This is a genomic window from Stanieria cyanosphaera PCC 7437, assembly GCF_000317575.1.
Lineage (GTDB): Bacteria > Cyanobacteriota > Cyanobacteriia > Cyanobacteriales > Xenococcaceae > Stanieria > Stanieria cyanosphaera.
Window position 1 is genome coordinate 2,726,455 of the sequence record NC_019748.1, and the last position, 21,842, is coordinate 2,748,296.

The following is a 21,842-nucleotide window of genomic DNA, read 5'->3' on the forward strand; positions in this document are numbered from 1 at the left end:
CAGACAATCTTTTATAGTTTAATAATCTGACAAATTGCTGTTTAATCTTATCTAACTAATTTACTTCTAGCGCAGAAGTTGATTCTGTTTCTTCCAATGACTCAACTGTTTTTGACTCAGTTTTAGCTTCTAGTTGTTCTTGAGGATTTTCTGTGTTAGAAGGAACAATCGTATCTTTTACTTCAGGTATTTGATTTGACTTAGCTTGGTATCCTGGTTCGACTATTCCTCTTGCTTCGGTTGCTGAAATTTTTCCTTTGATCAATTTAGCTAAAGTATCTAGTTCGCTTGGATCGTAGGTTACTAGTCGAACTGTATTATTAAAAGCATTTTCAATATTCTTGCCATCTTCATCAATTAATTCCAACTGAACCCAGTTGCTACCTCGTTTAAAACCTTGAAGATAAATTGGTTGCCATTGATCTAGTAAAAAACTTTCTCCATTAACAGTGACTCGAATTTGCCAATCTTTGATATCATCATTGAGATTTTCTTGGGCTACTAAATGTAGTGGGGCATTAGTTAAATAAAAATCTAGTAAAATTGGCTCGGCACTATATTTACCAGTTGGAAGGCTATAAGTTAATAAAGGTAAAGTTGGGTCAGGTCGATTATTATTCGTTTTGGTCAAAACATGAAAGCTTGTTTGTGCATAAGCTTCTTGATTTTTAAAACTTTCACCCCAAGGGCGAGCAGCAAATATTCTGATTGTGTGAGTACCAGGAGCAAGATTTTCTAAAACAATTGCTTCGTTAAGGTCGTATATGAGTCGGCTGGGTTCATTATCAACAATTAAATTTAAATGAGGACCCATTGCCAATTGTTCATCTTTAAATATAGGAAAATTCTTGACTTGTAGTTTAACTTCAATAGTTGCCTCATCAAAAATTTCCTCTGAAGTTGGAGATAAAATAGCAACTTGAGGATAAAACTTTTCAAAATTTTGATTGAGTTCTTGAATTGTCTGAGGCGGTGCTGATTCTGATAATTTTCCTCCTGAAGTGAATTTTGAGGTAGTTTTTTCCAATAATCCTACTGGTGAACTGGGCGAATTAAGTTGCCAACTATTGCCTGAAGCAACCTCGCCAGAATTGTCTGCTCCACAACCAAACAAATTCCAAGTCAAACTAATTAATAATAAATAAACAAAAATAGTTTTCATCGAAATTAATCTATATTTAAAGCCCAACACATATCATTCTGCCATCAAATAAACTTAAGCGTTTCTATCGATTAAATTCCAATAAGTGTTACAACAGACAACCCCAGAAAATTTATTTACTTTTGTGAAGAAACTTTGTTTTTTCTTGACTTTTGGGATTTACAGGGTAGTGTTAAGCCTTACAAAATCAAGAATTAGAATGTTTTAAAATTTTGTTAAGCTTGACCATTACAGGAGAGGACGAAGTTTTATCATCTTAATTAATGCTTACGCCCGAAACCCAATTTTTTGGGTCAAAGTAAGCAAAATTAAAGCAAAGTGGTTTTTTAAACTACCTATTTGCATAATTTAAAACTGATTACCAATAACATCTAATATCCATTGTCGAGAGAGGAGAATCCTCATGACAATCAGTCCTCAAAGAGAAGAGGCGAAAGTCAAAGTAACGGTTGATAACGATCCAGTACCTACTTCATTCGAGAAGTGGGGCAAACCTGGTCATTTTGATCGCACTCTGGCGAGAGGTCCCAAAACTACAACTTGGATTTGGAATCTCCACGCCGATGCACATGATTTTGACAGCCATACTAGCGATTTAGAAGATATTTCTCGGAAAATCTTCAGCGCACATTTTGGTCACTTAGCAGTTATCTTCGTTTGGTTAAGCGGTATGTACTTCCATGGTGCACGCTTCTCCAACTATGAAGCCTGGTTAGCCAATCCAATCGCTATCAAACCCAGCGCGCAAGTTGTTTGGCCAGTTGTTGGTCAAGGAATTTTAAATGGCGATGTCGGTGGTGGCTTCCACGGTATCCAGATCACTTCTGGATTGTTCTATCTCTGGCGCGCCTCTGGATTTACTAATGGCTATCAGTTATACTGCACTGCCATTGGGGGTCTAGTTATGGCAGCCCTGATGATCTTCGCTGGTTGGTTCCACTATCATAAAAGAGCTCCTAAGCTTGAGTGGTTCCAAAATGCTGAATCAATGATGAATCACCATTTAGCTGGACTATTAGGTTGTGGTTCTCTTGGTTGGGCTGGTCATCAAATCCATGTATCCTTACCAATTAACAAGCTCCTAGATGCAGGTGTTGCTCCTGGCGACATCCCCTTGCCCCACGAGTTCATTCTCGATAGCAGCAAGATGGCAGAGCTATATCCCAGTTTTGCACAAGGGCTAAAACCCTTCTTTACCTTAAACTGGGGAGTATATTCTGACTTCTTGACCTTTAAAGGAGGATTGAACCCAGTAACTGGTGGTTTGTGGCTCTCCGATTCAGCGCATCACCATTTAGCGATCGCTGTGTTGTTTATCATTGCTGGTCATCAGTACCGTACCAATTGGGGTATTGGTCACAGCATGAAAGAAATTCTGGAGAATCATCGCGGACCTTTCACTGGTAAAGGACACCAAGGACTGTATGAAATTTTGACCACTTCTTGGCATGCTCAACTAGCAATTAACCTAGCTTTATTAGGTTCTTTGAGCATTATTGTGGCACATCATATGTACGCCATGCCTCCCTATCCTTATCAAGCGATCGATTATGCTACCCAGCTATCGTTGTTTACTCATCATGTCTGGATTGGCGGTTTCTTGATTGTTGGAGCAGGCGCACACGGGGCTATCTTTATGGTTCGGGATTACGATCCAGCCAAGAATGTTGATAACCTTTTAGATAGAGTTCTTCGTCATAGAGATGCAATTATCTCTCATCTAAACTGGGTCTGTATCTTCCTAGGCTTCCATAGCTTTGGACTTTATGTCCACAATGACACTATGCGTGCTTTTGGTCGCCCTCAAGATATGTTCTCTGATACAGGGATTCAGCTACAGCCAATCTTTGCTCAGTGGGTACAAAATATTCATACTTTAGCTCCAGGCGGAACTGCACCTACAGCTTTAGAACCAGCGAGTTATGCTTTTGGCGGTGATGTAATTGCAGTTGGTGGTAAAGTAGCGATGATGCCTATTGCTCTGGGTACAGCAGACTTTATGGTTCATCATATTCATGCTTTTACCATTCACGTAACTGTATTAATTCTGCTTAAAGGTGTTCTTTTTGCTCGCAGTTCCCGCTTGATTCCCGATAAGATGAAATTAGGTTTTCGCTTCCCTTGTGACGGGCCTGGACGGGGTGGTACTTGTCAAGTATCTGCTTGGGATCACGTTTTCCTAGGCTTATTCTGGATGTACAATTCCTTGTCGGTCGTACTTTTCCACTTCAGTTGGAAGATGCAATCGGATGTCTGGGGTACAGTAGCAAATGATGGCACAGTTTCCCATGTTACCAATGGCAACTTTGCTCAAAGTGCAATTACCATTAATGGTTGGTTGCGCGACTTCCTTTGGGCTCAAGCCTCTCAGGTAATTAACTCTTACGGCTCAGCTTTGTCAGCCTATGGCATTATGTTCCTAGCGGGTCATTTCGTTTTTGCTTTTAGCTTAATGTTCCTCTTTAGTGGACGTGGTTATTGGCAAGAATTGATTGAATCAATTGTTTGGGCGCATAATAAACTTAAAGTAGCTCCATCAATTCAGCCTCGTGCTTTGAGTATTACTCAAGGTCGCGCAGTTGGAGTAGCTCACTATCTCCTAGGGGGAATTGTTACTACCTGGGCGTTCTTCCTGGCGAGAACTATTTCACTAGGATAAAAATAATTAATGCCTTTCTACCAATCTTCGTGGGATGGTTGGGGTGAAAAACTTAAGCTATCCCATCAAGATTGGTAAACTAACCTGCTCAAACAGTAGGAAAGTTCAAAATCAGCAAACTTTACGGTTAATCAACCCAAATTGAAAACCGTTTTTAACAAACTTACTACCGAGAATAAATAATTTCTAGGTGGTAAAAAAAAAAGAAAATGAGCAGCAAGTAATTGTTTTAGTCTCATTTTTAACCAGAGGAGAATTCCTAAAGACCTATGGCAACTAAATTTCCAAAATTTAGCCAGGATCTTGCACAAGACCCAACAACACGTCGAATCTGGTACGGAATTGCCACTGCTCATGACTTTGAGCTTCATGATGGCATGACTGAGGAAAATCTTTATCAAAAGATTTTTGCTTCCCACTTCGGTCATATTGCAATCATCTTCTTGTGGACTTCCGGTACTCTGTTTCACGTAGCCTGGCAAGGTAACTTTGAACAGTGGATTAAAGATCCTTTAAACATTCGTCCCATTGCTCATGCGATTTGGGATCCTCAGTTTGGTGATGCAGCAGTAGATGCTTTCACTCAAGCTGGTGCTTCTTATCCAGTAGATATTTCTTATTCTGGTGTTTACCACTGGTTCTATACCATTGGGATGACCAACAACCAAGACCTTTATCAAGGAGCAATCTTCTTACTGATTTTGGCTTCCTTGTTCTTGTTTGCAGGTTGGTTGCACCTACAACCCAAGTTCCGTCCTAGTCTGGCTTGGTTTAAAAATGCTGAGTCTCGGATGAACCATCACTTAGCTGGTTTATTTGGAGTTAGCTCCTTAGCTTGGACTGGTCACTTGGTTCACGTTGCAATTCCTGAGTCGAGAGGACAGCACGTAGGTTGGGATAACTTCCTATCTACTCCTCCACATCCCGCAGGTTTAGGACCTTTCTTTAGCCTGAATTGGGGTGCTTACGCTCAGAATCCAGATACTGCTAACCATGTATTTGGGACTTCTGAAGGAGCAGGAACTGCAATTTTGACTTTTTTAGGTGGTTTTCATCCTCAAACAGAATCTCTCTGGCTAACAGATATCGCTCATCACCATTTAGCGATCGCGGTTATCTTCATTATTGCTGGTCATATGTACCGTACTAATTTTGGTATTGGTCACAGCATGAAAGAGATTCTGGATGCTCACCGACCTCCAGAAGGAACTCCCTTGGGTGGAGTATTGGGTGCAGGTCACAAAGGAATCTACGACACTTACAACAATTCTCTGCACTTCCAATTAGGATGGCACTTAGCTTGTTTAGGTGTAATAACTTCTTTGGTTGCCCAACACATGTATTCCATGCCTCCTTATGCTTTTATAGCTAAGGATTACACTACTCAAGCAGCCCTTTATACTCATCATCAGTATATTGCTGGTTTCTTGATGCTTGGTGCTTTCGCTCATGGTGCAATCTTCTGGGTACGTGATTATGACCCCGAAGCCAACAAAAATAATGTTTTGGCAAGGGTATTAGAACATAAAGAAGCGATTATTTCTCACTTAAGCTGGGTATCTCTCTTCCTTGGTTTCCATACTTTAGGTTTATACGTGCACAACGATGTCGTAGTTGCCTTTGGTACCCCTGAAAAACAAATTTTGATCGAGCCTGTTTTTGCTCAGTGGATTCAGGCTGCTCATGGTAAAGCTCTGTATGGATTTGATACTCTATTATCCAATCCAGATAGTGTTGCTTACACTGCTTTCCCCAATCACGGCAACGTTTGGTTACCTGGTTGGTTAGACGCAATCAATAGCGGTACTAACTCCTTATTCTTGACCATTGGTCCTGGTGACTTCTTAGTTCACCATGCGATCGCGCTAGGTTTACATACCACTACTTTGATTTTGGTCAAAGGTGCTTTAGATGCACGTGGTTCCAAACTAATGCCAGACAAAAAAGACTTCGGTTTTGCCTTCCCTTGTGATGGTCCTGGTCGTGGCGGTACTTGTGATATCTCTGCTTGGGATTCCGTTTACCTCGCTTCTTTCTGGATGTTAAACACCTTGGGCTGGTTAACCTTCTACTGGCATTGGAAACACCTCGCTATTTGGCAAGGTAACGTTGCTCAGTTCAACGAAAACTCTACCTATTTAATGGGTTGGTTCCGTGATTATCTGTGGGGCTATTCCGCATCACTAATTAACGGTTACAATCCCTACGGAACTAATAACCTTTCTGTTTGGGCCTGGATGTTCCTCTTAGGACACTTGGCTTGGGCGACTGGTTTCATGTTCCTCATCTCTTGGCGTGGTTACTGGCAAGAGTTAATTGAAACTCTTGTTTGGGCGCACGAGCGTACTCCTCTAGCTAACATAGTTCGTTGGAAAGATAAGCCCGTCGCTATGTCTATCGTTCAAGGTCGCGTAGTTGGTGCAGCCCACTTTGCCTTTGGCTACGTTCTGACCTATGCAGCCTTTGTGATTGCTTCTACTGCCAGCAGGGTTGGCTAAAGATAGTTTTCACAAACTAACATAAAAAATGAATCCTCTACCTTTGGGTAGGGGATTTTTCTTGTTTAAGAAAGTAGTTAATACGTACTTTTTATAATTATCAACTGATTTAAAAAAATGGATTTTTGAGCTTATTTTGTTGAGTTTTGTAAACCACAACTTTGATTATTATTGAAATGTCAGGTAATGAAGACTAAATAACTGTTGTGAATCAGTCCAAACACATTTGGCTTGAAAACCTGCTTGAGCAGCTAAGGATTGAAATTCTGTACAAGTATATTTATAAGAATGTTCAGTTCTCAATAATTCTCCTTGCTTAAACTCAATTTCTACATCATCAATTTTAATCACTTGATTTTTCAAACTAACTATATACATTTCAATGCGACCAAGCTCATTATAAGTAGCTCGATAAATAAAATTATCTAAATTAAAATTAGCTTTTAATTCTCGATTAATCCGAGTCAACAAATTTAAAGCAAAAGCAGCAGAAACCCCTTGAGAATCATCATAAGCTGGTTCAAGAATTGAGCGCTCTTTTTTGAGATCCACTCCAATTATCAGACTGCCGTTTGGTTGTAAAATTTTGCCTACATTTTTCAGAAATTCTACTACCTCAACAGGCTCTAAATTACCAATCGAAGAACCAGGGAAAAAACCTACTTTATATTTATTTTCAATTAAAGGAATCTTTGGTAGATGCAACGGTTGAGTATAATCAGTACAAATAGCGATCGCATTTAAATCTGGATAAGCCTCTACCAAATTATGACAAGATTCATATAAATGTTGTACAGAAATATCTAGTGCTACATAAATGGGTAATTGTTTCATCGCATCCAGAATGATTCTCACTTTTTGCGAACTACCACTACCAAATTCAACTAAAACACCATCTCCAATTAAAGAAGCAATTTCGTGAGCATTATCTTTAAGAATCCCCATTTCGGTGCGGGTAAGATAATATTCATCTAAATCACAGATTTGATCGAATAATTCCGAACCCTTTTTATCGTATAAAAATTTAGCAGAGATAGCTTTTTGAGGTTGTTGCAATCCCTTAATGATCTCGGTGCGAAAGTCAGCTAGAGACGGATGCAAATCGTAAAGTTTGACTTTTGATTGAGAGTGTGAGGGTGCAATCATCTAATTGACTCCTGTAATTAATTAAATTTTTAGTTGTAAGAAAAGAATTTAGTCAAACTGATTACTTTTGATTAATTTCATGCCTATTTTAAAAGTAAGTTGGCAATAACTTTAATTACTTCTACTGAAAGATGTAGTTTAAATTTATTTGACCAAGCGAATTCCTGTAAACTGCCAGCGTGCAGAAGGAGGAAAAAAGTTTCGATATGTAGGACGGATATGACTAATCGGAGTAACACAAGAACCGCCTCGTAAAACCATTTGATTACACATAAATTTACCGTTGTATTCGCCGATCGCACCTGCTTCTGGTTGATATCCTGGATAAGGAAGATAGGCACTTTGCGTCCATTCCCAAACATCACCAAACATTTGATCTGGTCGAGTCATTCCTAAAGCAGCAGTAGGATGTAATTTTTCTGTTTCTAAAAAATTGCCTCTAATTGGCACTTGCGCTGTTGCTATTTCCCATTCTGCTTCTGTTGGTAAGCGTTTACCGCAAAAACGAGCATAGGCATCTGCTTCATAAAAACTAACATGACAAACTGGTTCATCTTTTTGAAGAGGTTGCATTCCTCCAAGAGTCATGATCCACCATGCACCGTCAATTTTTTCCCAATATAAAGGTGCTTGCCATCTTTCAGCTTGAACAGTAGACCAACCTTCTGACAACCAATATTCAGGGTTACTATATCCGTCAGCTTCAATAAATTCTAAATATTCTTCATTAGTAACTAGGCGAGTAGCAAAATAATAGTCTTGTAACAAAGTTTGGTGGCGAGGACTTTCATTATCAAAACTGAATCCTTCTCCTTGATAACCAATACTATAGATTCCCCCAGGATAATCAAGCCATTTTTCTTCAAAATTAATCAATTCTGCTGAAGAAGTGGAATTTTGGGTTTGATAAACAGGGCGTAAAGGATTAGTCGCCAAAATATGTTTAATATCTGTTAGTAGTAATTCCTGATGTTGTTGTTCGTGATGAAGACCTAAAATAATTAAAGAGCTAATTTGCTGATCTTTTTCTAGTTGATTAATTAACTCTGCCATTGCCTGGTCAACATAAGCTCGATATTGATAGACCTTTTCTACGGTAGGACGTGAGAGTAAACCCCTCTGAGGACGAGGATGACGTTTACCTACTGCTTCATAATAAGAATTAAATAAATAACCGAACTGAGGATGAAATACTTGATATCTATTTAAATAAGGAATAAGTAAAAAAGTTTCAAAAAACCAAGTTGTATGAGCCAAATGCCATTTAGGTGGACTGACATCAGCCATAGTTTGAATTACATAATCTTCTATCGCTAAAGGTTGACAGATTTTTTCACTGCGTTGACGAACTTGTTGATAAAAATCTATTAAAGAAAGATTAATCTGGTCTTGAGCAAGAGAAATTGTCTTGAGCATGATTTAATTTTTTAGTAAATAATGATTAAACCATTCAATTTGGATTGAATGTATTTCTTTACAAACAGTTTGTTTACTTTAATTATTTAATTAGAAATGTTAAGTTTTATTTATTTTAAAGTAGCATAACATTTAAAATTGCTGTTTTGCTATAGATAATCAAATTTTTAGCTTGTTTTGAATCAAGACATTTTTTATATAAAAATAATTTTATAATTTTAAATTTGAAATAATCATTGAAGTCAATCAAACTTTTTTTTTTGATAATTTTGATAAACTTGCTCGAAATATTAGTACTAATTTAAATCAGTTTTATTAAAATCTACTAATTAAAAATCCTTTTATTAATCACAATGAAATTGAAGTGGATTAGTTGATTTGTTCCATTCTTCCTGAAGCCAATTACGGACAAAAATACCCATTTTGTTTCCTCCCAAAACGCGGTCTCTTTCATCTGTTAATCGAGGAGAACAATAATAATCGTAAGCCCACACTACCCAATTAATATTAGGACGCTTACTTAAATAAATCTCTGATAGGCTGACCCAACTCTCGATCACGGCGCAGTAGATGCACGTACGCGGTCTACAGCCCAAAACGAGAGTCGCATCTAGTCCTTACTATACTATTTAATGAGTATTATTTGTCGAACCACCATTGCATAGTTATAGTTTTCAAACACCACAATTAAAAGAATTATGAGAAACACGCTGAATATTATCAGTAGGATAAGCAGTTAAGGTAACTGTTCCATCAGGATTTTTCACGATTCCCCGCGCTGGATAAATTGCACCTTGTGATGTAAGTATTGGTGGATATTGTTCTTGTAAAGCTCTTTCTTCCTCAACAACTGCTGGTATAGATTGACCATCAATGAAAATATTCTCTGCTGAAAAAGGTTCAGTAGGTTCGGGAGGTATACCACCTTTACCGTTGACAGTAAAAGTGTTAGCTTTACCAGAATTAATGTTTCTGGCGAGTTCAGAAGTATTACATACTCCAGCAACTACTTGATTGGAATCGACAACGTTCTCTGGAGTCTCGGCAGTTTCTTGGAATAGATCTACATCAGGAGTAATAATTTCAACTACCCCATCAAATTGTGCGCCTCGTGCCGAACTGGCATTAATATCGTTAGTCATAGGATTTAAAGGACGTTCTTCAATTCCAAATACTGATTGAACTTTAATTGTGATATTACCACCAATTCCTTGTTGAGCATTGGCGATAATATCATTATTTTGATTGGGAAAAGCAACAATAAAATCAGAGTCAATCGTAACGTTACCACCATTTGCTTCTCCTGTCGCTTGTGCTGAAATTAAACTATTGTCTCGTAACAGTAAATTCCCAGCCTCAAGATCAATATTTCCACCTTCTCTCGATATATTATTAGCTGTAATTTTTCCTTGAGTATTGAGTTCGAGTGAATTTGCACTAATTAAAATATTTCCAGCTTGTCCTTGTCCTTGATTATCTACTGATAATTCTGACTCATTGGTAACAATTAGAGAATCTGTGTTCACTTCAAGAAAACCCCCGTTACCTTGAGCATTTTCTGTTACTTGACCTAAAATTTTGCCTTCATTTTCTAGCAAAACGTAGTCATCAGCAGTAATATTGATATTTCCTGCATTGCCTTCACCTTTAGTTAGAGAATTAATGCCTGCACCATTTTTAACAATGACAGAATTAGCATTAATATTAATAGCACCACCGTTACCTTGAGCATTTTCTGCCACTTCGGTCAAAATTAAACTACCTTGGTCTAAAGACAAAGTTCCTTCAACATTGATACTGATATTCCCTGCATTTCCTTTTCCTTTGGTATCTGCCAAAATGAAAGTACCACCACTAGCTTCAAATGAACCAGCATTAATATTGATATTTCCACCATTCCCCTCAGCACCTTCCTGTACTTGAGAAAGAATTAAACCAGTCTGATCTGAAAATAGTTTGTTTTGAACATCAATAGTAATATCTCCTGCATCTCCTTCTCCACCTTGGTTATCTACTAATACCGCACCCTTATCAATTAAAGTGAGAGAATCAGCTTTGATTGATACTTGTCCACCACTGCCACTCGCACCTTCTCTAACTTGACTAAAAGAACCACTGATTACTGGACCATCACCAAAAGCTGGTACAGGTGTAAATCCTTGTCCGATATAAGATACTGCTCCTGTGGCATTAATATCTATATCACCTGCATCTCCTTGAGCAATTGTATTACCAAGTATTCTGGCACCATTAGTTAAAGATAAAGTTTCAGTATTAATATTTACTTTTCCGCCATTACCAATTGCATCTGTAGCGTGTTCGACTATTTCTATTCTTCTTAAACCAACAGTGCTATAAATTCCTCCCCATTCACGATCAAAAGAGATGTTTTTAGCATTAAGATTAACTGTACCTGCATCCCCTTTACCAAAAGTACTAACAACAATAGCTGAACCATCTACAAAATTTAAATTATTAGTATTAATATTATTGGCTCTATTTGGGTATCGGTTGCGCTAAACTCTACCCCTTCAGGAAACAAAATACTATCTGCTGTACTACCATAAAAAGAACCACCAATATCTAAAGAAGCACCTTCACCAAAAATAATTCCCGCAGGATTGATTAAAAATAAATTGGCACTACCCGACGCACGAATTAAACCATTAATATTAGAAATATTGCCACCTGTAACGCGATTAAGAATATTGACTACATCAGATGCATTATTAAAAAAAGCTTCACTACCAGTTGGTACAGAAAAATCTTTGAAACTATGAAATACATTTTTTCCTGCTGTTGTACCACCTTCAATCGTAAAAGTATTGCCATCAGGAGTAGTAACAGTAGTACCAAGACTATTATCTGGGATGATTTGAGCTTGAACAGGAACAGTTGATAAACTTAAAGTAAAGGCAAATGTTAATAATTGTTCTAGTTTGAAATAATATTTCATTTTTCTTTATTTTTGATGAAATAGTTTTTTTATAAAGATTTGATCTCAAGGAAATAACTTATTTATAAAATTAAGTTTACAAGATAGATGCAATTTTAAAAAATTAAAAAACTTATAAAATTAGACTCGCTCATAGGAACAATAGATAAATTTCCTTTAAGAAACCGCTATTTAATTCAACAGCAATTATGGCAAAGAGGAGGAAGAGAAACTTTTTTAGCTCAAGCTCAAATAACTCAAGAATTAGTCGTAATTAAATTCTTGAAATTTGGTCTAGATTTTGAATGGGAACATTTGAAACTTTTTGAAAGAAAATCTTTTTATTGTTCACAATTAAATTGAACTGGATTATTTGATTTGTTATATTCTTCCTGAAGCCAACTTCTGGTCTGTTAAGTCACTTGAATATGTCATTTTGTTTGATATCCTTTTTTATCAAGATACCAAATGGGTTCTATAACACTACGGAAAAATACTAGTACATTCTGTTGTTCTCTGTTGCCTGTTCTCAATCAAGCCGATATCTTATGTCTTAACTAAAAGCGCACTGCTATATCTGCACCGTTCTCTACGGTAGCACTTCTATTTCATTGGTTCATAAAAAAAAATGTAGAGAAATCTTCTCTAGACTCCCTACATCAAATCTGTAATCGTTTAAAGTTTATTTGGTTTCAGAAAACTCAGCATCAATTACATCATCACCACCTTCACCAGAACTTGAACTAGAAGCACCAGCATCACCAGGTGTACCTTCACTTGCGGTTGCACCGCCAGCTTGTTGATAGATATTGCTACCGATACTGTATAGAGTTTGTTGCAACTCTGGCATTAAAGTTTTGATTTTTTCATCATTTTCAGAATTTACTGCTTCTCTAAGATCTTTAATCAAACCTTCTGCCTTAGTTTTATCTGCTGCGGGTACTTTGTCACCGAGTTCAGTGAGTTGTTTTTCAGCTTGGTAAACTAAAGAATCAGCTTGGTTTTTACGGTCAATTTTTTCGCGACGTTCTTGATCCGCAGCAGCGTTAGATTCAGCTTCGCGAACCATTCTGTCTACTTCGTCATCGGGTAAAGTAGAAGCACCTGTGATACTAATAGATTGCTCTTTACCAGTTCCCTTGTCTTTAGCAGTAACGTTCAAAATACCGTTAGCGTCGATATCAAAGGTTACTTCAATTTGAGGTACACCACGAGGTGCAGGAGGAATACCATCTAAACGGAAAGTACCTAAACTCTTGTTGTCTTTAGCAAATTCCCGTTCCCCTTGCAGAACATGAATTTCTACATTAGTTTGACCATCTACCGCAGTAGAGAAAGTTTCCGATTTTTTAGTAGGAATAGTAGTGTTACGAGGAATAATTTTCGTCATGACACCGCCAAGAGTTTCTACACCTAAAGATAACGGTGTAACGTCTAACAGCAGAATGTCTTTAACTTCACCAGCTAGTACCCCTGCTTGAATAGCTGCACCGACTGCTACCACTTCATCAGGGTTAACAGTTTGGTTGGGGTCTTTAGCTAAGATGCGTTTGACCACATCGACGATCGCAGGAATTCTAGTAGAACCACCTACCATAACTACTTCATCGATCGCTTCTTTATTTAGTTTGGCATCTTTGAGAGCTTGTTCGACAGGAACGCGACAACGATCAATCAAGTCGGAACAAATTTCTTCAAATTTAACCCTAGTGAGGGACATATCGAGGTGTTTTGGTCCTTCTTGAGTAGCTGTGATGAAGGGAAGGTTGATATCGGTTTGAGTTGCACTAGAAAGTTCGATCTTAGCTTTTTCCGCTGCCTCGGTGAGTCTTTGTAGTGCTTGAGAGTCTTTTCTTAAATCGATTCCTTCGTTTCTTTGAAATTCTTCTGCTAAATAATCAACAATTTTTTTATCAAAGTCGTCACCACCTAAGTGAGTATCGCCAGAAGTTGCCAAAACTTCAAATACACCATCACCTACTTCTAGGATAGAAACGTCAAACGTACCACCACCCAAGTCAAAGACTAAAATGGTTTCATTACTCTTCTTATCCAAACCATAAGCTAGAGAAGCTGCGGTTGGTTCGTTAATAATCCGTAGTACTTCTACCCCAGCAATTTTACCTGCGTCTTTGGTTGCTTGTCTTTGGGAGTCATTGAAATAAGCAGGAACGGTAATTACTGCTTGAGTAACTGTTTCTCCTAAGTACTTACTAGCATCTTCAATTAACTTGCGTAAAACTTGAGCCGAAATTTCTTCTGGTGCAAACTGTTTACCTTGAGAAGGACAATCTAGTTTAACGTTACCATTACTGTCGCGTAAAACTTTATAAGCTACTTCTTTTGTTTCGTTGGTAACTTCATCGGATCTACGTCCAATGAACCTTTTAACCGAATAAAAAGTATTAGTTGGGTTCATCACAGCTTGACGTTTCGCAATCTGCCCTACCAAGCGATCGCCATTTTTGGCATAAGCTACAACTGAAGGGGTGGTTCTAAAACCTTCTGCGTTAGCGATAACGGTTGGTTTTCCGCCTTCCATTACCGCCACACAAGAGTTAGTAGTTCCTAAATCTATACCAACAACCTTTGCCATATTAAGGGATTCTCCAAATGTAACTACAAAACTAGGAATATCTTTAGAAAATAAAATTACACTTTGATTGAGTTAAATCTGCTGTATTAGCCTTGTCTATAAGAAGATCACGTTACAGATGATTTAATCAAGTGTTAGAAATGTCTTCTTTGTTTATCCTCAATATCTATAGTGCAAGGTAAACGGATTTCCTAGGTAGTGTAGTTTTCCGAACCTCTAATGACGGTTTTGGTAATCGAGGGTTAAATTTCTAGCACCAAAGCATAACAAGTCACGTATATTTTACTTCATTAAACAATTAGGAAAAAGCAGATTAAACTTTGGTTACCCGTATTTCCTAGTCAACATCTTCAACTTGGTTTTTCTAAGTTAATCAACATTATGAATCGCTTTCGTGGTACTCCTTTTCCTCAAAGTCAGTTTTTAGAGTATTCGTTCTCTGTTGCTTGCTAATTCAATCTTTTCCCTCATAGTCATCAAAGAGGGATGAGAGGTAATTTTAGCTGCCATGTGAGTGGTAAAAGCAATCACAGTCTTGTTCAACAGTCGTTCTGGATTACGACAACACTCCCACGGTCAGAAAATTATTAGCTCAATGCGATCGCTCTACTTCGATTAATTATCTTTATAGTTGGTATATAAAACTTTTTGTCAAGATATTCTTTACAAAATTCAATAATATTGTTACATTAGTTTACATAAAGAAAAAAATATAAGGAAATAACGATATGTACACCACTCAATTAGACAACGGAACTCTTAACAACTACGCTGTTGAACCCAAGATGACCTATCAAGAACATCCAACAGTGTGGGAACAAAAGAACTATCTTCAACAGGGAGCATTAGCAGCACTTTTAGTGACAGCCTTAATCTTCACTTCAGTAGCAGTTAGCTAACAGTTTTTTTTAAACATTAATATCTCTCATCGACATTAGATTTCTCCTGAATCGACCTTGGTAGCAGTACCGAGGTTTTTTACTGTTTGAATGAATTCTGCCTACTTAACCTTACAAACAAGCTTACTGGTTCAGAAGTACAGCCAGAAGAATTAAACAGGGATGACCTATTCAATAGCTACGAAAACAAGTTTCAAACTCAATTAGATATATATTTAGAGAGTTGATGAAGTAGCTTGATTTGCAGTGTCAATTGGTCGTAGATTGGTCGTAGTAAAAGATCAAGTTGCGATCCTTTTAGGATTAGTGAAAGGGAGAGAGCGTCAAGAAGGCAAGTGAATACAAGCGATTCAGTAATAAGCGGGTAACGCGATTCGAACGCGCGACATTCACCTTGGCAAGGATAAAAACAACGATTTATCAACGCTTCTAGCGTTCGCTCTCTACAATTTCGTTAACCACTCTGGGGACAAATTGGGGACAAAATAGGAGTTCCCCAAATGCTAGAAAAACATAATTATCTACATAATCTCCTTAAGGGACTAATAGCTGATACCAGTCCTGTCAGTTTAATTTGTTTACTCAGAGATACAGCCAGAAAAGAAGCACAATGGGCTGAAACTGAAGAAGAACGAATTAAATGGTCAAGAAAAGAACGCCTACTCAATGCGATGCTTTCTTGTTTTGAGGAGGTTGACTAATGTACACCAAGGGACAGGAATACGCCAAAGTAGGACGAGTAACGGTAGACGTCAAGGGTAAGTCTTATCGCATCAGACTTACTTATCCTGAAGGAACTAGACATGAGTTCAGCATTGCCAGAGTATCCCCTGAAGGCTGGACTACCGCTATTAAAGCAGCGCAATTGATTAGCAGGGATTGTGATTTGGGCGACTTTGATGACACCTATGCTCGTTATTCCCCTAAACACGCTAAGAAGCTAGAAATAGCTAGTCAGGTTAAAGAATATGACCTATTAGAGCTATGGGAGATATACAAAGAAAACAGTAAAAACAGCGTAGCTAAGACTACACAAAAGTCAGCTTGGAAGCATTTTGATTCAATGGTTAGAAGCGTTGCCCCTGAACACCTTAAGCTTTCAAAGGCTAATGATTTTATCCAGGCGCTATTAAAAAGATATAGTCCAGGGACGCTAACTGTGTTCACCAAGACCCTATATCCCTGCATTAATCAAGCAGTAAGTAAAGGCTTAATACCCAGGAATCCTTATAAAGATATCTCCCTTCCTAGAACACAGAAGCCTACCATAGAAGCTTTTGAGCCAAAAGAGATTAAAGCTATCATTGCTGCTTTTTATAGTGATGAGTTTGTAGCTAAAGGTTCATCTTATAAGCATTCTCATTATGCTACCTATGTCGAACTCCTAGCGTTAACAGGATGTAGACCAGAAGAAGCGATCGCTTTAACCTGGGATGATATCAAAGAGCGTGAAGGGAAAATGTTTATAAGGTTTAACAGGGCTTATTCTAAGGGCATTCTACTGCTTCACACTAAAACACATGAAATAAGGCTATTTCCTTGTAACGAGCAATTGCAAAGGGTAATCAGGGATATACCCAGAAGCCATGAAAACAAGCTTGACCTCTTGTTCCCTAGTCAAGAATGGAAGTATATCGATCAAGGAAATTTTAGGCAGCGTTACTGGAAAAAAGTAGTTGACGGCTTAGTGGCTCAAGGGAAAGTCGAAAAGTACCTTAAACCATATTGCTTAAGGTATTCCTTTATTACTCGTATGATACGAGAAGGAGTGGATATAGCGACTGTTGCTGCACTAGTAGGTAACAGCACAGAAATGATAGTTAAGCACTATCTAGCTTCACGAAAAGACTTTGACTTACCAGAATTGTAAGTCAGACAAATAAACTATACAAGGGTAGCGTAACAGCTATCCTTTTTTGTTTCACAATTCAACCCTTTTATGAAATAAGCAAGGACTGTTTTGTGTCTTATTTTAAGTTGATCTCATTAGCTTCAAAGTATGGTAGCGATCGCGCGAATCCAGGGACGATGAAAACTAACTACTATTACCTATACCAAAAAACTCACGACAGCGCAATAGGACAAAAGAACTATAAGGAAGTGATGTAACCAACCTCTCTAGGGCAATAAGGATTATATCTCTAGTCTATTCGTCGTCAATAGTTCTTTCAGAAGCTCTGCGACCCAAGCTATTGACATCTCGCTACGACTAGATAATCTCTTATTTTTGCGCCCTAGGGGGATTGGTTTTCCTTTTTCAAGAGAAGGAAAGTCCAACAACCATCACTCTTAGGAGGGTTCTATGGTAACACAACAAATCAAAGCAGGTCAAAAAATCACTCTAACCTACGAAGACAGAGAGTTTGAGGTAATAGTAATCGACCCACACGGGTTAGGGCGTAACCAACCTCTAATCGGATTCGGCTTCAGAATGGCAGAGCGTCATATTGGGATAAAACACAACACCTTGTCAGACTGGCTAATGAAAGAATCAGTGTTTGAGAGTGGTCGAAATAACGAGTCCTACAGCTTGAAACTACCTTCTGGTAAGCGTTTGAGGGTGGTGGAAATCCTGGGAACAGATAATAACGAGTACATGGTCATCGAAGCATCAGATTGGGTAGATTTAGCTGGCGATGTAAGCGTAGGTCAATATCTTGCAATATCTTACCCTATGCCCTCACCCAGACTCTAGATAAAACTCATGAGAGCAAGACATATTTGACTCTATTCCTTGCCCCAACCGAATTTACAACACCCTCCCAGTGAAACGAGAGGTGTCCAACAAAAGCTTCTTCAATCTGAGCCTGATATTTGTGTATACTACCCTAACAGGCATTTTTTTTCTTAACGTCTGCGTACAAAGTCATTGACCTTCGGAAAATAATCGCGTCATAAAGCGTTGATCTAAATCTTTAGGGGTTCTCTTAGGAACACTATAGTGATTTCCACTTAGTCGCTTAGTCGGAAACTCTAGACCTTGCGTAGGATGAGCATACATCTCCGTTCTCAAGGAAGGTTTATAGACCTTGGGGTACGAAGTTCTGTTGGTTGTTTTTAGCTTGGTAGCTTGACTACAACGATTACATAGAGACATAATCTTTTCCACAAGGTCTAGCCTTTCCTAGAAAGAAAAGCTGCGAGTTTAACCACAACCTCTAGAGGCTAGAGAAAAGAGTATGAGTGTTTTCCTTTCTTGTTTGTAAGTTGTAGATATTTGGAAAGTCTAGACCCTTCGGGACAGAGTACAAGTTATTCACACGACGACTTAACGACGACATACAAACCTTAGAGGTTTAGCCGTAGCCCGAAGTTTAACAAAGAGTTTTCAGTTGATGCCAAATGATATAGGAAACTTAAAGTATCCGTCAGTTAAATAATGCTTGTTGTGCAGCTATGGTGGCAAGTTTTAATGCTCCGTGATAATTTAAGTAAAACTCATTATTATATCATTTTTATTTACTATCTTCAAGAAGATTATGCTATAAAAAAGCGAGAGTCGTTCACTCCTCGGTGGATCACCCTCGCAAAAAATCAATCATTTTGTTTAAATATGAATCAAAATTTTAATCTGAGCAATGGCTCAACCTGCTCTCCTAATTATGGTTATAATCACCATAATAGTCAAGTTAACTCCAAAAAAGATATTGGTTCTCTTACTCCTTATCAGACAGAATTAGACCACAAATTTCTCCTCACTACTCCTCAAGAAGTTTCAGGCTTTTTAGCAGGAAAACATCGAGTTGAATATGCTTATCATAATGAGCAAAAAGTCTGGCGATTCTGGAATGGTAAATACTGGGAAAAAATAGATGATTTAGCCTTTAAGCAGCTTATCTTAGCTGAAATAGATGCTTTAGGAGTTGAATATAAAAATAATCGTTTTATAGAGGAAACAATAGAACTGCTAAAAACCAAACTTTTAAAAGCAGAATGGCAAACATCTAATCCTAAACAATATATTAATTTTAATAATGGTGTTTTAGACCTAAAAAGAGGAAAACTATCTTTACATCAACCTGGATATGGCTTTACTAGTTGTTTAGAACATCACTATAGTGACTGGAAGATTGACTCAAAAAACTTAATTGAATGCACCCAAAAATACGCTCCAAACTTTTATCGGTTTGTGCTAACAGTTCAACAAAATAAGGTTGAACAAGTCGAATTATTTTTAGCTGTAATTAATTCCATCCTTACCTATAAACTTAGTGAATTTCAAAAGTTTATTTATTTAATAGGACAACCTGGTTCTGGGAAAGGAACATTGATGAGATTATTGGAAAAAATTGTAGGCAAAACCAATCATGAATCTACTACTTTGAAAGGATTAACTAACAAATATGAACTTGCCAAAATTATTGATAAACAATTAGTTCTTTGTCCAGATGAAGATAAGCAATTTGGGGATTATGGCAACTTAAAAGCAATGACTGGTGGAGATAGTATTTCCTATGAACAAAAGTATAAAGACCCTGCTAGTGCTAAATTTGATGGTTCTTTAGTTATTGGTAGTAATAGTGATGTTTTTAGTGGTGATACTCAAGGAATTATTAGAAGAATCTGTTTAATAGCTTTCCTTAGTTCAATTCCTACTCATCAAAGAAATAACCAAATTGAAACTTTGCTTGAAAAAGAAATAGACATGATTATTAATTTAGCTCTTTCCATGAGTGATGGAAGGGTAGCTGAGTTAATTAACAATGCTGGTAAAGGTAGTAACTCTGAAGCAGAGAATTATCTCTGGCAGCAGAAATGTCAGAGGGATTCTGTTGCTGCTTGGATTGATGAATGTATCAGTTATGATCCGAATGCTGAAGCTTATGTTGGCAACAACAATAGTGCTACAGATCGGCTGTATCCTAACTATCTTCGTTATTGTCAAACAAATAACTTGCATCCTGTGTCTGTAACTAAATTTTCTACTGAGATAGACAAACTTTGTAGCGAACTAGATTGGAATATTGAACGAAAAAGAGATAGTCAAGGACAGAAAATACGAGGTCTTAAAATTAAAACTCAGTTAGAGCAAAATGCATACTTAGGTCTACAGGATGTAGACTGGAGTGTAGGGTTGAAACCCTTACCAAATCAGGATAGTGTAGACTATGTAGACTTATCAAATAAAAAAGGTTTAGTAGAAAAACAAAATTGCTCCTCATTAGAAAAAAGTTTACCTCAAAACTATACACAGTCTACACAACCTATACAGGGAGAGACTTGTAAGTCTACACCTGATTCTACACCCAGTCTACATCACGTGTTCACTTCTTCTGTTAGGGATGAAATAAATACTTCTGAGTTACAAGAGAATACTGATGTAGTTACATCGATAGAATCAACTCGTCAAGTTGACTCCGATAGTTTCAAAGTGGGAGATAAGGTAAGGATTATACACTCATCTTTACCAGAGTGGAGAAAGAGATGGATTGAACCTGATGAAATAGCAAAGATAGGCGGTCTAGATTTTATGGAGAGCGTTGAACGAGTAATGTACTCAGTAGTACTACCTTCGGGTTCACAACACCTTCTTGAAGCTCATCAATTAGAGAAGGTGGATGGTTGAGTTCGTAAGCTAAACAAGGAGTACCAATAAAAATGAAGAGCTACTCTAAACCTTGCAATATTTTACCATATACTTACCCTTGAGTAGCTTTCTTTCCTTTGTCCTGAAAATAAAAACATCCCCCACCGCCAAAAAAAGAGAGATTATGTGACCGAAGTGAGTGTCAAGAGCTTGATACGTAGTATTTACGAAGTAACTCTGGACGGGAACAAGGGAGCTAATATAATCTCGTATTCGGTGGGAGTGATGTATCTGTACTGCTTTGGTTGGTTATATGGATAATATAGGTAACTATTTAATTGCACTTGAACAAGCTAAAGATGCTATTGAGTCAGAAATCGCTTTGCTCGAAGATGTAGAACTAGAACAGGATAGTAGCTTTAGTCCTAACGACTTAATTTACCTTACTTGCCAGCACCTACTAGTTGTTTACGATCGCTTGCTACAGGAGTGATGTGAGCAAGAATAATTAGCTTTACTTATATCCGTATTTTTGTACTATACCTGCCTAAAATCGCAAAATTTGATTAGTTCAATCTCAAAACTGCATACTACAACGCTATACAAAATACTACAGTTTTTGTAAGCCACTATTTCAAACCTTTCACGATTTGCAGTTTAAATCGATTTTTAGGCAGGTGAAACTTAATTTATGGCTGATTCGTTCACTTTTTGAGTGGCTAATTTGCCAAACTTATCGATCATTAGTTGCAGTCGAAATGACGACTGATTTTACCCTTAAAATACTCTGCTTGTTCTATTTGACAGAATGACCTGCTTATGTTCTCAGTTATGGTGATAGTTACTATATAAAGCTAGCTTCAAGAAGTTGTATCTAATTTGTAAAGCTTGCTGTATTGAACCTAGAATGCGATTCTAGGGGGGTTAAATCCTTCAGGTAGTATGATACCTCCATCGGATTTGACAAGATTACCTATTTGTGTTCTGAGTATTGGTAGAAATAA

General features: G+C 37.6%; 14 protein-coding genes and 1 pseudogene. 8 read left to right on the forward strand and 7 right to left on the reverse strand.

Annotated elements, in window-relative coordinates:
• Positions 1-55 precede the first annotated feature (55 nt).
• Positions 56-1,162 carry a hypothetical protein gene (locus STA7437_RS11845; protein WP_015193623.1) on the reverse strand — a complete coding sequence of 369 codons (1,107 nt, stop codon included), beginning with the start codon at positions 1,160-1,162 and terminating at the stop codon, positions 56-58.
• Positions 1,163-1,565: 403 nt separating this feature from the next.
• Between STA7437_RS11845 and psaA the strand changes: the two genes are divergently transcribed.
• Positions 1,566-3,821: a photosystem I core protein PsaA gene (gene psaA, locus STA7437_RS11850; RefSeq protein WP_015193624.1), complete on the forward strand. Its 2,256-nt coding sequence runs from the start codon at positions 1,566-1,568 to the stop codon at positions 3,819-3,821.
• A gap of 269 nt (positions 3,822-4,090) precedes the next feature.
• Positions 4,091-6,319 (forward strand): photosystem I core protein PsaB, encoded by a 2,229-nt coding sequence (gene psaB / locus STA7437_RS11855; protein ID WP_015193625.1) that lies wholly within the window; start codon positions 4,091-4,093, stop codon positions 6,317-6,319.
• Between the two features lie 168 nt (positions 6,320-6,487).
• On the opposite strand, the gene egtD is transcribed toward psaB, so the two are convergent.
• The 6 genes and pseudogenes from egtD to dnaK all read right to left on the reverse strand — a co-directional run bounded on the left by egtD (position 6,488) and on the right by dnaK (position 14,412).
• Complete coding sequence (egtD, locus tag STA7437_RS11860; protein ID WP_015193626.1) at positions 6,488-7,465, reverse strand: L-histidine N(alpha)-methyltransferase; 978 nt, start codon at positions 7,463-7,465, stop codon at positions 6,488-6,490.
• 144 nt (positions 7,466-7,609) lie between these two features.
• Positions 7,610-8,881, reverse strand: coding sequence for an ergothioneine biosynthesis protein EgtB (gene egtB / locus STA7437_RS11865; protein ID WP_015193627.1), 1,272 nt, complete (start codon positions 8,879-8,881; stop codon positions 7,610-7,612).
• Positions 8,882-9,225: 344 nt separating this feature from the next.
• Positions 9,226-9,441 (reverse strand): hypothetical protein, encoded by a 216-nt coding sequence (locus STA7437_RS26170; RefSeq protein WP_015193628.1) that lies wholly within the window; start codon positions 9,439-9,441, stop codon positions 9,226-9,228.
• 114 nt (positions 9,442-9,555) lie between these two features.
• A complete protein-coding gene (locus tag STA7437_RS11870; RefSeq protein WP_041619355.1) occupies positions 9,556-10,719 on the reverse strand; it encodes an S-layer family protein in 1,164 nt (387 codons plus the stop codon).
• Between the two features lie 641 nt (positions 10,720-11,360).
• A pseudogene (locus STA7437_RS11875) lies at positions 11,361-11,837 on the reverse strand (filamentous hemagglutinin N-terminal domain-containing protein); the annotation flags it as partial.
• A gap of 661 nt (positions 11,838-12,498) precedes the next feature.
• Positions 12,499-14,412: a molecular chaperone DnaK gene (dnaK, locus tag STA7437_RS11880; RefSeq protein ID WP_015193629.1), complete on the reverse strand. Its 1,914-nt coding sequence runs from the start codon at positions 14,410-14,412 to the stop codon at positions 12,499-12,501.
• Positions 14,413-15,140: 728 nt separating this feature from the next.
• On the opposite strand from dnaK, the gene psb34 reads away from it, so the two are divergent.
• The 6 genes from psb34 to STA7437_RS11910 all read left to right on the forward strand — a co-directional run bounded on the left by psb34 (position 15,141) and on the right by STA7437_RS11910 (position 21,331).
• Positions 15,141-15,311 (forward strand): photosystem II assembly protein Psb34, encoded by a 171-nt coding sequence (gene psb34 / locus STA7437_RS26180; RefSeq protein ID WP_015193630.1) that lies wholly within the window; start codon positions 15,141-15,143, stop codon positions 15,309-15,311.
• A gap of 500 nt (positions 15,312-15,811) precedes the next feature.
• Entirely contained in the window at positions 15,812-16,012 is a 201-nt protein-coding gene (locus tag STA7437_RS11890) for a hypothetical protein (RefSeq protein WP_015193631.1), read from the forward strand.
• Positions 16,012-17,181, forward strand: coding sequence for a tyrosine-type recombinase/integrase (locus tag STA7437_RS11895; RefSeq protein ID WP_015193632.1), 1,170 nt, complete (start codon positions 16,012-16,014; stop codon positions 17,179-17,181). The genes STA7437_RS11890 and STA7437_RS11895 overlap by 1 nt, the downstream gene beginning before the upstream one ends.
• 432 nt (positions 17,182-17,613) lie before the next feature.
• On the forward strand, positions 17,614-18,006 hold the full coding sequence (locus STA7437_RS11900) for a hypothetical protein (RefSeq protein WP_015193633.1): 393 nt from the start codon (positions 17,614-17,616) through the stop codon (positions 18,004-18,006).
• Positions 18,007-18,864: 858 nt separating this feature from the next.
• On the forward strand, positions 18,865-20,877 hold the full coding sequence (locus STA7437_RS11905; protein ID WP_171815452.1) for a DNA primase family protein: 2,013 nt from the start codon (positions 18,865-18,867) through the stop codon (positions 20,875-20,877).
• Positions 20,878-21,151: 274 nt separating this feature from the next.
• On the forward strand, positions 21,152-21,331 hold the full coding sequence (locus STA7437_RS11910; protein ID WP_015193636.1) for a hypothetical protein: 180 nt from the start codon (positions 21,152-21,154) through the stop codon (positions 21,329-21,331).
• Positions 21,332-21,842 lie beyond the last annotated feature (511 nt).

Bases quoted from the DNA above. Each gene is read 5' to 3' on its own strand.
- STA7437_RS11845 (WP_015193623.1), bottom strand. From the start codon at position 1,162: ATGAAAACTATTTTTGTTTATTTATTATTAATTAGTTTGACTTGGAAT.
- psaA (WP_015193624.1), top strand. From the start codon at position 1,566: ATGACAATCAGTCCTCAAAGAGAAGAGGCGAAAGTCAAAGTAACGGTT.
- psaB (WP_015193625.1), top strand. From the start codon at position 4,091: ATGGCAACTAAATTTCCAAAATTTAGCCAGGATCTTGCACAAGACCCA.
- egtD (WP_015193626.1), bottom strand. From the start codon at position 7,465: ATGATTGCACCCTCACACTCTCAATCAAAAGTCAAACTTTACGATTTG.
- egtB (WP_015193627.1), bottom strand. From the start codon at position 8,881: ATGCTCAAGACAATTTCTCTTGCTCAAGACCAGATTAATCTTTCTTTA.
- dnaK (WP_015193629.1), bottom strand. From the start codon at position 14,412: ATGGCAAAGGTTGTTGGTATAGATTTAGGAACTACTAACTCTTGTGTG.
- psb34 (WP_015193630.1), top strand. From the start codon at position 15,141: ATGTACACCACTCAATTAGACAACGGAACTCTTAACAACTACGCTGTT.
- STA7437_RS11890 (WP_015193631.1), top strand. From the start codon at position 15,812: ATGCTAGAAAAACATAATTATCTACATAATCTCCTTAAGGGACTAATA.
- STA7437_RS11895 (WP_015193632.1), top strand. From the start codon at position 16,012: ATGTACACCAAGGGACAGGAATACGCCAAAGTAGGACGAGTAACGGTA.
- STA7437_RS11900 (WP_015193633.1), top strand. From the start codon at position 17,614: ATGGTAACACAACAAATCAAAGCAGGTCAAAAAATCACTCTAACCTAC.
- STA7437_RS11905 (WP_171815452.1), top strand. From the start codon at position 18,865: ATGAATCAAAATTTTAATCTGAGCAATGGCTCAACCTGCTCTCCTAAT.
- STA7437_RS11910 (WP_015193636.1), top strand. From the start codon at position 21,152: ATGGATAATATAGGTAACTATTTAATTGCACTTGAACAAGCTAAAGAT.